General features: G+C 44.9%; 13 protein-coding genes. 10 read left to right on the forward strand and 3 right to left on the reverse strand.

All coding sequences use genetic code 11. The features are described 5' to 3' along the window. Window positions 1-43: 43 nt before the first annotated feature. Window positions 44-682 (forward strand): class A sortase, encoded by a 639-nt coding sequence (locus tag NYE22_RS02340; RefSeq protein WP_032727025.1) that lies wholly within the window; start codon window positions 44-46, stop codon window positions 680-682. A 124-nt stretch (window positions 683-806) separates the two neighbouring features. On the opposite strand, the gene NYE22_RS02345 is transcribed toward NYE22_RS02340, so the two are convergent. Then, a complete protein-coding gene (locus tag NYE22_RS02345; protein ID WP_003227794.1) occupies window positions 807-1,217 on the reverse strand; it encodes a YwpF-like family protein in 411 nt (136 codons plus the stop codon). Between the two features lie 174 nt (window positions 1,218-1,391). On the opposite strand from NYE22_RS02345, the gene ywpG reads away from it, so the two are divergent. The 4 genes from ywpG (at window position 1,392) to ywpJ (ending at window position 4,057) form a co-directional block, all read left to right on the forward strand. Next, complete coding sequence (ywpG, locus tag NYE22_RS02350) at window positions 1,392-1,775, forward strand: DynA interaction protein YwpG (protein WP_003227796.1); 384 nt, start codon at window positions 1,392-1,394, stop codon at window positions 1,773-1,775. 76 nt (window positions 1,776-1,851) lie between these two features. Then, the gene (gene ssbB / locus NYE22_RS02355; RefSeq protein ID WP_014478203.1) at window positions 1,852-2,193 is read left to right on the forward strand and encodes a single-stranded DNA-binding protein SsbB; all 342 of its coding nucleotides are present in this window, start codon (window positions 1,852-1,854) and stop codon (window positions 2,191-2,193) included. 224 nt (window positions 2,194-2,417) lie between these two features. Then, window positions 2,418-3,194 (forward strand): transcriptional regulator GlcR, encoded by a 777-nt coding sequence (gene glcR / locus NYE22_RS02360; protein WP_342412266.1) that lies wholly within the window; start codon window positions 2,418-2,420, stop codon window positions 3,192-3,194. 5 nt (window positions 3,195-3,199) lie between these two features. Then, a complete protein-coding gene (ywpJ, locus tag NYE22_RS02365) occupies window positions 3,200-4,057 on the forward strand; it encodes a phosphatase YwpJ (protein ID WP_342412267.1) in 858 nt (285 codons plus the stop codon). A gap of 127 nt (window positions 4,058-4,184) precedes the next feature. Here the strand turns inward: ywpJ and NYE22_RS02370 are convergent, their stop codons facing one another. Continuing rightward, window positions 4,185-6,953, reverse strand: coding sequence for a DEAD/DEAH box helicase (locus tag NYE22_RS02370; RefSeq protein WP_064671494.1), 2,769 nt, complete (start codon window positions 6,951-6,953; stop codon window positions 4,185-4,187). Next, window positions 6,940-8,550: an SWIM zinc finger family protein gene (locus NYE22_RS02375; protein ID WP_342412268.1), complete on the reverse strand. Its 1,611-nt coding sequence runs from the start codon at window positions 8,548-8,550 to the stop codon at window positions 6,940-6,942. Before NYE22_RS02375 ends, NYE22_RS02370 begins: the two co-directional genes overlap by 14 nt. Before the next feature lie 203 nt (window positions 8,551-8,753). Here NYE22_RS02375 and NYE22_RS02380 point away from each other — a divergent pair, with 203 nt between their 5' ends. From NYE22_RS02380 to uglF, 5 genes are all read left to right on the forward strand, one after another. Further along, window positions 8,754-8,897: a hypothetical protein gene (locus tag NYE22_RS02380; protein WP_003242876.1), complete on the forward strand. Its 144-nt coding sequence runs from the start codon at window positions 8,754-8,756 to the stop codon at window positions 8,895-8,897. A gap of 233 nt (window positions 8,898-9,130) precedes the next feature. After that, on the forward strand, window positions 9,131-9,877 hold the full coding sequence (gene tkmA, locus NYE22_RS02385; RefSeq protein ID WP_003227811.1) for a protein-tyrosine kinase activator TkmA: 747 nt from the start codon (window positions 9,131-9,133) through the stop codon (window positions 9,875-9,877). Next, window positions 9,867-10,583, forward strand: a complete 717-nt coding sequence (ptkA, locus tag NYE22_RS02390) for a tyrosine-protein kinase PtkA (RefSeq protein WP_064671496.1) — start codon at window positions 9,867-9,869, stop codon at window positions 10,581-10,583. Before tkmA ends, ptkA begins: the two co-directional genes overlap by 11 nt. Before the next feature lie 48 nt (window positions 10,584-10,631). Further along, window positions 10,632-11,396: a tyrosine-protein phosphatase gene (locus NYE22_RS02395; RefSeq protein ID WP_342412269.1), complete on the forward strand. Its 765-nt coding sequence runs from the start codon at window positions 10,632-10,634 to the stop codon at window positions 11,394-11,396. A 194-nt stretch (window positions 11,397-11,590) separates the two neighbouring features. Continuing rightward, the gene (gene uglF, locus NYE22_RS02400) at window positions 11,591-12,913 is read left to right on the forward strand and encodes a UDP-glucose 6-dehydrogenase UglF (protein ID WP_003243223.1); all 1,323 of its coding nucleotides are present in this window, start codon (window positions 11,591-11,593) and stop codon (window positions 12,911-12,913) included. Window positions 12,914-13,066 lie beyond the last annotated feature (153 nt).

A 13,066-nucleotide genomic window follows, 5' to 3' on the forward strand; every position in this document is an offset into this window, starting at 1 on the left:
CACGGAGCGTTTTTAGAAGGATGCATAAGAAAGGGTTTTTTGCATGTACAAGAAAATGATCATTACGGTGTTCATCCTTTTCGGACTGCTGCTGATCTCTTCTCCTTATATCAAAGGTGGAATTATAGCTTATCTTAGCAAAAGCCAGAGTGAATCGGCCTTAACTGTGGAGCAGCTGAAAAAAAATAATGAGAGAGAAGCGGAATATGAATTTGATTCAATCGAGCCGCCTGAGTTGATGGATGCTGTAAAGGCCGGCTTTGATCACGATCAAAAAGCGGTTATCGGGCGGATAACAATTAAAAGTGTTGATCTGGAGCTTCCGATCGTAAAAGGCACAACCAATGAAAATCTTTTGATAGGGGCGGCAACAATGCGCCCGGATCAAAAAATGGGCGAGGGAAATTATCCGTTGGCGGGCCATCATTTGAAGCAAAAGAATCTTTTGTTCGGACCTCTGGAAAACATAAAAACAGGTGCCCAAATTGTCATCACGGATTTTAAAAAGGATTATATCTATTCTGTAACATCTAAAGACATCATATCGGAAATGGATGCAGATGTAGTTGAGGAGACAAACAAAAAGGAGATTACGTTAATCACATGTGACAAGGCTGTCAAAACTGAAGGGCGCCTTGTTGTGAAAGGGGAATTGGTTGATTCTTTTGGCCATACAAATTAAATATGGAAAAGAAAAGCTGCCGTTTAAAACGGCAGCTTTTTTCATGCAGAACATATCTATTCTAAATGTTTATTGTGATGCTCTTCGGTTCTGTGTCTGTTTTGGGGAACATGCCCCCTCGTATTTATAACTTTTGTTTAAATGCCTCAATGAGTTTTGTTCCTGTATAGCCCTCTTTTACAAGGGACTCGAGAATGGTTTCAGTGCCCTGCTGTTTTCTTGTGACCATTTGTCCGTAGAGTAAAACCTGAATGCTTTCTTCCAGCTTGACGATATTTTTCACTGCTGCTGTCAGCTGGGCGGGGCGATTGCTTTTTTTCGTGATCGTTACAAATACTTTGGCTTCAGATTGGCTGTTTTGAAGCTGTTCAAAAAAAGACAGATGTTCTTTCTGTACAAGCGCCTCAATCAGCCAGTGATTTTCACCGTCTTCTTTATTTATAATCAGTCCGTCAATAAGGGGAAACTGTTCAATTGATTGTTCTTCCTTGTCCACTCGTTCCACATTCAGGTCAACCAGTTTAAAGGTTTTCATTTCTTCTCACCCCGATTACTTCCAAAGTTTTCTTGCCTTCCATTATAACATAAACGTTTTCGAGGAAAAAATCCTGCAATGTTGGGGCTAAAGAATTTTGTATGAGCGAAACATTTAATAATTTCTATTTTTTCATTATACTGTAACTGACTATGGATTACGGAGAGATGTGGTATGAATCAATTTCGTTTAAAAGAAATTTATATTGACGGCGTTCCTTCTGAAAGTCATTTGATTCAAAAGGAAGTAACATATATGTTAAGCCGTAAAGAAGTGTTTGAGGTTCATCTGAACAAAAAAGGAAGAATAAGTTTTTTATACGAAACACAAGATGGCATGGAGCAGTATAAAATCAAGCTGTCAATGCCGGAAAAAAAATTGAGCTTTCAGTGGTTTGCGTGGGATGGCTCTTCCTATGTGCGCATGAATACGCAAAACTGGCTGACAAAGCAAATCTTTTTCCGTTTTTTAAAAAGTACATATTTCTTCAAAGGAAAGAAGCAAAAGATGTTTTTAGCTGAAGGAAAAATGAAAACGAAAGATAAAAACAGAGGCTGAAAGCCATTTTTAAGCGTTTTTCTTTTCTTGTTGCATCATTTACAATACATACAACCGCAAGGAGAGGAGGAATCGCATGTTCAATCAGGTCATGCTTGTCGGACGTCTTACAAAAGATCCTGATCTTCGCTACACTTCCGCCGGTGCGGCAGTTGCACATGTTACGCTCGCGGTGAACCGCAGCTTCAAGAATGCTTCAGGTGAAATCGAAGCTGATTACGTCAATTGCACACTTTGGAGAAAAACAGCTGAAAACACGGCGTTGTATTGCCAAAAAGGTTCTCTCGTCGGCGTAAGCGGACGGATTCAGACAAGAAGCTATGAAAACGCGGAAGGCGTTAACGTGTATGTAACAGAAGTGTTGGCTGACACTGTTCGTTTTATGGACCCTAAACCCCGGGAAAAAGCTGCTGATTGACACCCCCTGCTCCTCCCGTTATCTATCCATTCACTATTATCCGGATCTCCGCATCATCCCCTCAAAATTGACCAGTCGACCAGACTGGTTCTTTCTTTTTGTCCACTTAGGAAAAATTGGTTCTCTCGACGCATTTTTACTTAAAATCACTTATTAATATTGAATAAAATTAAATAAAAACTTATAATTGCTTATAAATGATTGCTGAGAAAAGGAATGAGGGCGTGTACCAAGAAGAAAGATTAGTAGCGATTTTGGATTTTTTAAAACAGCATAACCGAATTACAACGGAGCAGATCTGTACGCTCCTGCAAGTGTCAAGGGATACAGCGCGACGAGATCTTGTGAAACTTGAGGAACAGAATGCCATCATCCGCACAAGAGGCGGCGCCATTTTGCCGACTGTGCATCAGAAAATTCAAAGCTATTCCGGCCGCCTGAAAACAGTGTCTAAGGAAAAAAATAAGATCGGCAGGCTTGCAGCATCGCTTATTCATGATGGTGACCGGGTGATTTTAGACGCCTCTACAACTGTTCAGGCATGTGCAAAGCATTTGAATGCGGTTGATTGTACGGTAATCACCAATTCGATTAATCTTGCGGATGTGCTGTCCGATAAAGAGGGAATTGAAATTTATCTGCTGGGAGGCAAGCTGGAAAAGGAGCACCGCTTTCTGTACGGGTCCTCTGTGATTGAAAAGCTCTCAAACTACCATGTTGATAAAGCGCTGATTGGTGTGGTCGGTATTTCCGAACATGGCATTACAATTGCGCATGAAGAGGATGGCATGGTGAAGCGGAAAATGATACAGCAGGCAAAGCAGGTCATCGCGCTTGCAGATCATTCGAAGCTGGGCAGCACCAGTTTTTATCAGTATGCGGAGCTGAATGAAATCGACCTTTTGATTACAGACAGGCTGCCGAATCAGGCATTTTGTGACTTGCTTGACCGAAACGGCGTTGAGCTTCTCGTGACAGAGCAGGATGAAGGAAAGGACTGACAAACGTGAAATTAATTGCGATTGACTTAGATGGAACCTTACTCAACAGCAAGCATCAGGTAAGCTTGGAAAATGAAAACGCACTGCGGCAGGCGCAGCGGAACGGTATTGAGGTGGTGGTGTCAACTGGGCGCGCTCATTTTGACGTCATGTCAATCTTTGAACCGCTGGGGATCAAAACATGGGTCATCAGTGCAAACGGCGCCGTCATTCACGATCCCGACGGCAGGCTTTATCATCACGAAACGATTGATACGAAACGGGCGTATGACATTCTCTCATGGCTTGAGTCGGAAAACTATTATTATGAGGTATTCACAGGTTCAGCGATTTATACGCCGCAAAGCGGCAGAGAACTTCTTGATGTTGAGCTGGACAGATTCAGAAGCGCAAATCCGGAAGCGGATCTTTCTGTCCTTAAGCAGGCGGCCGAGGTGCAATACAGCCAATCGGGCTTTGCTTACATTAACTCCTTTCAAGAGCTGTTTGAAGCCGATGAGCCAATCGATTTTTATAATATTCTCGGCTTTTCTTTCTTCAAAGAAAAGCTTGAGGCAGGCTGGAAAAGATATGAGCATGCCGAAGATTTGACGCTTGTCAGTTCGGCTGAGCACAACTTTGAGCTTTCTTCCCGAAAAGCTTCCAAGGGGCAGGCGCTGAAGAGGCTTGCGGAACAGCTAAATATTCCGCTCGAGGAAACCGCGGCTGTAGGTGACAGTTTAAATGACAAATCGATGCTGGAGGCTGCGGGAAAAGGTGTAGCGATGGGCAATGCCCGGGAAGACATCAAATCGATAGCCGATGCTGTCACCTTAACCAATGACGAACACGGTGTCGCACATATGATGAAACATTTGCTGTAGGTATATGTGCTGCTCCAAAAGCGCATCCTGTTGATATAACCGGCGTAACGGATTTTTTGGAAATTCGGCGTGACGGCTATGAACGGAAAAAAGCTGGCTCTTTCAGAGCCAGCTTTTTTAGTCATGATTATTGCGCTGTTGCGCTTAATGTAAACAGTTCTTCGAGCTCCTGTGTGGAAAGCTCGGTAATCCAGTTTTCACTTTGGATAATTTGATCGTTCAGGGTTTGCTTGGATTCAAGCATGACATCAATTTTTTCTTCGATTGTTCCTGTCGTAATCATTTTATGAACGTGGACAAAGCGCTCCTGGCCTATGCGGTATGCACGGTCAGTCGCTTGATTTTCAACCGCCGGGTTCCACCATCTGTCATAATGGATGACGTGATTGGCGGCGGTCAAATTAAGTCCGGTGCCTCCAGCTTTGAGTGAAAGAATCAGTGTCGGATATTCTTTCCTTTGAAATTTCTCAACGAGTGTATCCCGCTCTTGCTTGGAGAGACTCCCATTTAAAAATTGCACAGGTTCCCCGAACGTTTTTTCAAGCAGCCGCTTCATCATGTTCCCCATCTGAATGTATTGCGTGAAAATCAGGCAGCTTTCGTTTTGGGCGCGGATCGCTGTCATCAGTTCCAGCAATTTTTCGAGCTTGACTGATCTGCCGGCCAGCAGCTCGGTTTGCTCTTCCTTTAAATAAAGCGCGGGATGATCGCATATTTGCTTAAGCCGTCCAAGCATGCTGAGGATCAGCGCTTTTCGCTGCATGCCGGTCAGGGATGTCATATGGTCAAAAGTGTCTTTGACGAGCTGCTCATAAAGGGATGCCTGCTCGGCTGACAGCGGGATAAATTCTTTTTCTTCCAGCTTCTCAGGAAGATTAAGCGCGACCTCTTCATCCCGTTTCGTCCGGCGGAGAAGGAATGGCCGGATTAATTGCTGAAGCTGTCCGATTCTCTTTTCGTCACGGTCTTTTTCGATCGGCAGCACATAGCGTTTATGGAAGCCGGTCAAACTGCCGAGGTAGCCTTTATTCATGAAGTCAAAAATAGACCACAGCTCAGTCAGGCGGTTTTCCATCGGCGTGCCGCTCAGCGCGATATGGTGAAGCCCCTTCAGCTTCCTGATTGCGCGTGATTGCTTCGTATGCGCGTTTTTAATATTTTGCGCTTCATCAAGGCAGATCGTGTTCCATGTCACAGAAGAAAGCTCTTCAGTATCGGCATGTGACAGTCCATATGAAGTGAGCACCACGTCTGCGTTTTCATAATGCGCTGCGAAATCATCACCCTTTGGCCGGCGCGGCCCATAATGGAGCGCGACAGACAGATCAGGGGCAAAGGTTTGAAGCTCCCGCTGCCAGTTGCCAAGTACGGATGTCGGCGCAATAATCAAATGAGGCGTTTTTTGCCGGCCTATTTCCTTCACGTGAAGGAAATAGGCGATCATTTGAATCGTTTTCCCAAGCCCCATATCGTCAGCCAGACAGGCGCCAAAACCGCTTTCCCGCAGAAACAGCAGCCAGTTCATGCCGTATTTCTGATAAGGGCGGAGCGTTCCTTTGAAAGAAGGACTGACTTCGTGCTCCGGCAGGTTTTCCGCGGCAGTGAGCTTTCGAATCAGTGACCTGAGCTGTTTAGACAGATCAAACTGAATGCCGGCGAAAGCGGATGTATCAATCAGATCCGAATCCTCAAGTCCGCCATCCTGCTGATCCATTAGCTCCCGCGCCAGAATATCAGACATGTGGAGTCCCTCTGATTCTGCTTTTTCCATCAGGCGTTTCATCTGTTTGATAAACTGCGGATCGATTTTAACCCATTGCCCGCGGATATTAACAAGGCGCCTGTTGCTGGCGACAAGCTCATTAAATTCAGCCTCAGTCAGTTCAATTCCATTTGTCGCAAACCGCCAGTTAAAATCAAGCAGTGCATTCATGCCGACAAATGACTCGCCGCGCGGGGAGGACGACACCTTTGCTTTCAGCATCATGTTGCTGTCTCTGACAATCTGCCACCAGGACGGCAGGAGGATTTCTACCCCCATATCGACAAGCGCCTCACTTGCTTCTGACAGGAAGATCCAGGCTTCTTCCTCCGAGATCAGCGTTGTCCCGGAATCAAACGACAGCCACGGAACCGTTCTGTGAAAGCGGTCCTGCTCACGCGCGATTTTATCGCTGTACGCCTGCCACGATTTTTTGAGGCTCTTCAGTCCGTCAAAGAATTCTACAGCACCGCTCTTTTTATCGCGTAAAAACATCTCGATCTTCCATTCGTCTCCGTCAAAGTCCGGTTCATTTAAGCGCAAGCCGACAGTAAATGGAGATTGGTCGTCAATCCAGCCAATGCCTTCCAGAAAATCCTCTTCATCAAGAAAATGGCCGCGGAATGTCGTAACCGCAGGCGATTTCTCCTTGATATGTTCCCATTTCTCCCGCAGGTCATCGTCGTACTGGATGTAATCCTGTACGGCAGCGGAAAACCATTCCGCAGTAAAGCCCTCCAGTATATTATCGCGGTCCTTCCAGCGAAAAACACCGTTTGTCCATGCGTCATAGTCAGGCATAAAATCGCCGTCCGCGATAAATTCATAGATGGTCGATGCCGCCTCGATCAGCGGCTCCGTTTCTTCTGTAAGCTGCACGGAGCTGAATGAGTTGAACGAGTTTTTGCCGAGAAGCTCTACAGTCATCCATGGAGATAGCAGGACAGCAGTCGTCCCGATGAAGCTGACATCCTCTAGAAAGGTTCCGTAAAATGAGGATTCATGCCATTGGAACAAATGCTTTTTCATATGGTTGTAGGGAAGAGGCTGCTCATTCTCATCAAAGGCTGAGAGCGTAAATGACCCATCTTCCATTTGTTCGACGTGGATGAGAATTTCTTTAAGACTCGCCATCAATCAACTTTCCTTTCTGCAGTTCTTCTTGAAGCGCACGCAGGCGCTTGTAATGCGAGCTCAGCAGCTGAATATACCGCTCCCACACCTTCTGCTTTTTCGCTTTTTTGTACAGGGTGCGCAATTTTTTCAAATACCGGGCGGCTTCCTTGTACGAGCTGCGGTTCTTCTGATCAATGAAAAAAGCCACTTCTCTATGGTAAGCCGGTATAAGCGCCTCAGGGTCGCTCGCTGCAATTTCCTTGAGCATCATTTTATCCATTTCATTGATGGAAAAGCCGACAAGGCTATGAATTTCAATCCACTCGGCATAGCGTTTTTTTTCATATAAATGATGGCTGTATTCTGTGAACGTATACGGCAGACAGCCCGCGGCAAAGCGTTCAAACAGCGCTTGATCATTGGTTTGCTTCACATAGGAATTCAACAGAAGGAACAGCTCGCCGATCACATCGCGAATCTCTTTAAACGGCTTATCCAGCTTCGTATAACCCATCGCAATTGGTTCAATTTGCTGGTACCATATTTTAAGCCGTTTCCAGTCCTTCTTGGCAGTCATTTCACTCAGCCATTGGAATGTATAAGGGAGCGCTTCTGGCGGGAATTGATCCGCTTCCGCAAAAATAACGTCATCATTCTTTTGCAGGAATTCTAAATGCAGGCGCCCGAATTGCAATTCGGGAGAAAAACGCCGTCCTGCTTCTTTTTTCAATATCTCCTGTTCGCGTGCCACCCATTTTGGCCGCGACAGCAGCGCACTCCAAATTTCACCGAAGACGCGGATGCGTTCATATTGGAAAATTTCTTCTTTCAACAGCAAATGCCGGATAACATCCGGTGTTTTATCCAAAAACGGATCAAGCGCAAAAGACAGCGCGTACGTTTTTAATTTATCAATAGAGCTGTAGATTGTATCCATCAGCTGTTCAACGTACGGATTGAGGGAATAAAAATCTTGTTCGGGGTTCAGCTTGCCCGCTTCAATCAATGTGAACATGCGAAGCCAAACCGCAATCGCGGAATGAATCTGGTACAGGCTTTTCAGCTCCGGCTTGTTCGGCGCATGTTTTTTTAATGCGGACAGGTAGCCGTAATAGAGGCCCTGCATGTTTTGGCTGCCTTCTGGCGTACGTGCCTGCCAGAGAGAAAACTCTGAATCAAAAAAAGCAAGCCAGTTTGAAAGCGATTCTTCATTAGGCAGCACCTTTTCCTGAAACTGGCGGCGGACGAGCTCTTTGCTTTCCTCAAGCTTTTCCCTCTCGAGCCAATACTCTGTAAAAGTACCCACTCGCTCGAACATTGCATATACATATAAAAACACAGCCAGCATATGGCGGCAGATTCTTCCGGACGGACATGAACAGCCGCTTTTGACTATGACAAACAAGTTCAATGTGACCCGCACAGGCACAACATCCTGCACGTAAGCCGTAACTTCCGTCGGACTCACTGCTTGTAAACGATAGACTGAATCCTGCCGATATAAAATAAGGGCTTTTTTAATCAGCTGAACATTTTCTTCATTGTAAGGAAGAAGTTCTTTTAACTGTTCAGCAGATGCCAGCACATCGTCTTTGGAAATCATATTCTGAAGCATGATTATCGCTCCTAACCGAGTCACGTAATAAAAAGATCCAATTTCTCTATTATATCGCAACACATCGGCCTTAAAAAGTTTTTCCTAAAAAAGGACATAAAAAATGGGATGTGTCGAATGATGTATTAGAGATTGCAAATTGATAACCAGCATCATATAATAATCGTGTTTTCAACTTAATGGAAGCTGAAAGGAATAAAAAGATGAGTGAAAAGAAATTGAATCAAGAAGAATTTCTGAAAATTTTGATGCATGCACATGAAATTGGTGAGCAGTCATCTGAGATGACGACGAAGGAAATGCTTGAAAATTTGATTTCTCATATTAAAAATGGATATGCAACATAAAAATCCCGCACGCCTTTAGCGGGATTTTTTTATGCGAGAAGACGTGACTGCACGAATAAGAGAAAATGAGACAGCGCTGTCAACACAGTAAATATAGCGCTTACATAAAAAGTGCTAACATAACGCATTGTAAAAAAATGTCGAATTATGTCACGTGAAAAGCTGGAGAAATGCGGTTTCAACGTTGTATAATCGTAGATGGAAAAGGATGTTATAAGAGATTTGGAGGTATCATGGGAGAATCTACAAGCTTAAAAGAGATATTATCAACGTTAACAAAACGCATACTTTTGATTATGATTGTAACCGCGGCTGCCACTGCTGCCGGCGGACTCATTAGTTTCTTCGCACTTACACCCATCTATGAAAATTCAACTCAGATTCTGGTCAACCAATCGAAAAATGAACGAAAAGAAGTCCAATTTAACGATGTCCAAACCAATCTTCAGTTAATCAATACGTACAATGTCATCATTAAGAGCCCTGCCATCTTAGATGAAGTCATTAAAGAAATGGGCCTGTCGATGACATCCCAAGAACTGAATGACAAAATTACTGTATCCAGCGAACAGGACTCCCAAGTGGTCAACATATCAGTCAGGGATGAAAACGCGGAAACAGCGGCTCATATTGCCAATACTATAGCATCTGTTTTTCAAGACAAAATCACATCTATTATGAATGTTGACAATGTCAGCATTCTGTCAAAAGCCGAGGTTTCAGAACATCCGTCCCCTGTATCGCCAAAGCCGCTTCTAAACATTGCCATCGCGTTTGCGGCCGGATTGGCGGGAAGCATCGGACTGGCCTTCCTGCTTGAGCATTTGGATAATACGATCAAATCGGAAGAGCAGCTCGAATCCTTGCTGGACATACCTGTTTTAGGGACAGTTTCCACCATTGCGAATGAGCAGAAAACAGCAAAGACCTTACAGGGTTTCCAATCTGAAAAAACGGGGAGTGGACATTTTGGCGCTTAAAAAAAGCAGAGACTCGCGGATGCGGAGAAATGTCATTGCAATGACAGAGCCGAAATCCTTGAACTCTGAACAATATCGGACGATTCGCACGAATATAGAATTTGCTTCAGTGGACCGGCAAATGAAATCAGTCATGATTACATCGGCTTGTCCGGGGGAAGGAAAATCAACAACGGCCGCCAATCTGGCTGTCGTATTCGCCCAACAGGGAAAAAAAGTGCTCCTGATTGATGCTGATTTGCGAAAACCAACAGTACATACGGCCTTTTTTCTTGAAAATACGGTTGGCTTAACATCTGTTTTATTAAAGAAAAGCTCTATGGAGCAGGCTGTACAAGCATCGAATGAAAAACATCTTGACGTGCTGACGAGCGGCCCGATCCCGCCAAACCCGGCCGAGCTTCTCTCCTCGAAGTGGATGAAGGAGCTTGCATACGAAGCGTGTGCGGCATATGATATGGTCATTTTTGATACGCCGCCTATTCTTGCCGTAGCAGATGCACAGATTTTAGGCAACGTGGCAGACGGTTCTGTTCTGGTTATTTCAAGTGGGAAAACAGAAAAAGAACAAGCCGCAAAAGCGAAAGAGGCGCTTGAAACGTGCAAAAGCAAGCTCCTTGGGGCGATTATAAACGGCAAAAAGCTTTCGAAGCACTCTGAATACGGATATTACGGAAACAAGGACAATTTCATGCAAAATAAATAACGTGCATCGTGCCCGTTATTTATTTTTGCGAAAAAAGGGGGCTAGGACATGATCGATATTCACTGTCACATTCTTCCCGCATTGGATGACGGGGCAGGTGATTCGGCCGACAGCATAGAAATGGCAAGAGCCGCTGTTCGTCAGGGAATCCGGACGATCATTGCGACACCTCATCATAACAACGGTGTGTATAAAAACGAGCCAGCCGCAGTCAGAGAAGCAGCAAATCAGTTAAACAAACGTTTAATCAAAGAAGACATTCCTTTACATGTGCTTCCGGGACAGGAAATCAGAATCTGCGGCGAGGTGGAACAAGACCTTGCCAAACAGCAGCTGCTTTCGCTGAATGATACAAAATACATCTTGATTGAGTTTCCGTTTGATCACGTTCCCCGATATGCGGAGCAGCTTTTTTATGATTTGCAGCTGAAAGGATATATTCCGGTTATCGCCCATCCTGAACGCAACAGGGAAATTCGCGAAAACCCGTCTTTGCTGTATCATCTTGTGGAAAAAGGAGCAGCATCTCAGATTACTTCAGGAAGTCTTGCGGGGACCTTCGGCAAGCAGCTGAAAGCATTTTCTCTCCGGCTGGTTGAAGCCAATTTGATCCATTTAGTAGCCTCAGATGCCCATAATGTGAAAACGAGAAATTTTCACACTCAAGAGGCTCTTTATGTTCTAGAGAAAGAATTCGGCTCGGAACTTCCTTATATGCTGACGGAAAATGCAGAGCTTCTCCTGCGGAATCAGACCATCTTCAGACAGCCTCCGCAACCGGTCAAAAGAAGAAAATTGTTTGGTCTTTTTTAACAGCCGATTCTCATTTCACCACTTTCTTTTTGAGAGCGATATAATAGTGTATTGTATGGTTGAATCACATTTCAGAAATCTGTACAGGCTGTACCCGACAGGCTATGCGGGAGATCTTTCGCATTCATGATAGGATGTTCTCATACGATATTACGGAAGCTGCAAAGCGGCAATTTAACTGTTGGAGGGAAACAATGAATATAACAGTCATCGGAACAGGCTATGTCGGTCTTGTGACAGGTGTTTCTCTTTCTGAGATTGGACATCATGTAACCTGCATTGATATTGACGCTCACAAGATTGATGAAATGAGAAAGGGCATTTCCCCCATATTTGAACCAGGTCTTGAAGAGCTGATGAGAAAAAATACAGCTGATGGACGGCTGAACTTTGAAACGAGCTATGAGAAAGGCTTGGCCCAGGCAGACATCATTTTTATAGCGGTCGGCACACCGCAGAAAAGCGACGGGCACGCCAATCTGGAGCAAATTACAGATGCGGCCAAACGCATCGCAAAGCATGTCAAACGAGATACAGTCGTGGTAACGAAAAGCACAGTGCCCGTTGGGACAAACGATTTGATTAATGGACTGATCACTGAACATCTAGCGGAGCCTGTCAGTATTTCGGTCGCATCCAATCCGGAATTTTTGCGTGAGGGGTCGGCGATCTATGACACCTTTCATGGTGACAGGATCGTGATCGGGACGGCCGATGAGAAAACAGCAAATACGCTGGAGGAGCTCTTCCGTCCGTTTCAAATCCCGATTTACCAAACGGATATCAGAAGCGCCGAGATGATCAAATATGCCTCAAATGCTTTTCTGGCCACTAAGATCAGTTTTATAAACGAAATTTCGAATATATGTGAAAAGGTCGGTGCCGATATTGAAGCAGTCGCATACGGGATGGGACAGGATAAGCGGATCGGGAGCCAGTTTTTGAAAGCGGGCATAGGCTACGGCGGCTCTTGTTTTCCAAAGGACACAAACGCCCTCGTGCAAATTGCCGGCAATGTCGAGCATGATTTTGAACTGCTGAAATCGGTTATCAAAGTCAACAACAATCAGCAGGCGATGCTGGTTGATAAAGCGCTGAACAGGCTCGGCGGGGTGACGGGAAAAACGATTGCCCTTTTAGGCCTGTCATTTAAACCGAATACCGACGATATGAGAGAAGCGCCGTCAATTGTTATTGCAGACCGTCTCGCTGCGCTCGACGCCCGTATCAGAGCCTACGATCCCATTGCAGTTAGCCATGCAAAGCATGTTCTCCCGCAAGCTGTTGAATATAAAGAGACGATCGAGGAAGCTGTCAAAGGGTCTGACGCCGTCATGATTTTAACCGACTGGGCTGACATTAAACAATTCCCGTTAGCGGCTTATCAGGATTTGATGGAAACGCCGCTCATATTTGACGGCAGAAACTGCTACACATTGGATGAGGCTTTGGCTGCAGGAGTGGAGTATTATTCTGTCGGACGGAAGGCGGTTGTTCCGTCAGGTGCAATTCAATAGATGAAAAAGAAAGGCTGGTTGCGCACCAGTCTTTTTTTCATCTATTGCGGGGTGCTGAATACATTTGCTACTATTTAACTATTGTTTGGAAAATTATGCAGAAGTAGGGCTTCTTTAAACATTCGTTTGAAAAACATTAGAAGAAAACCAGAA

The organism is Bacillus sp. FSL K6-1560 (assembly GCF_038592935.1).
GTDB classification, from domain to species: domain Bacteria; phylum Bacillota; class Bacilli; order Bacillales; family Bacillaceae; genus Bacillus; species Bacillus subtilis.